The following is a 309-nucleotide window of genomic DNA, read 5'->3' on the forward strand; positions in this document are numbered from 1 at the left end:
GGCCCGCCTAAGACCCTCTACAACCGATGGAAGCGCTGGAGCCGGATGGGTGTGTTCACCCGCATCATGACCGGCCTGGCCGCCGAGGCGGCTGACGAAAAGACGATCATGATCGATGTGAGCAGGCGAACGCCATGCGTTCGAGTGAGCCTGCGCAAGTATCTGAAAGCCCATCGCACGGCCTCCAGCCTGCGGGTGAAAAAGGGGGCGTGGGCGACTGATCGGGTCCACGAAGGGCGGCATGAATACAAAACTTCATGCCGTAGCCGATGCTCAGGGCCGCCCGATCCGCATGTTCGTCACCGCCGG

Annotated in this window: 1 pseudogene; it reads left to right on the plus strand. The window is 62.8% G+C overall.

From position 1 onward, the window contains the following. A pseudogene (locus ACTJI6_RS24320) lies at positions 1–309 on the plus strand (hypothetical protein); the annotation flags it as partial.

Source organism: Paracoccus sp. 22332 (assembly GCF_052045125.1).
GTDB classification, from domain to species: Bacteria; Pseudomonadota; Alphaproteobacteria; order Rhodobacterales; family Rhodobacteraceae; genus Paracoccus; species Paracoccus haematequi_A.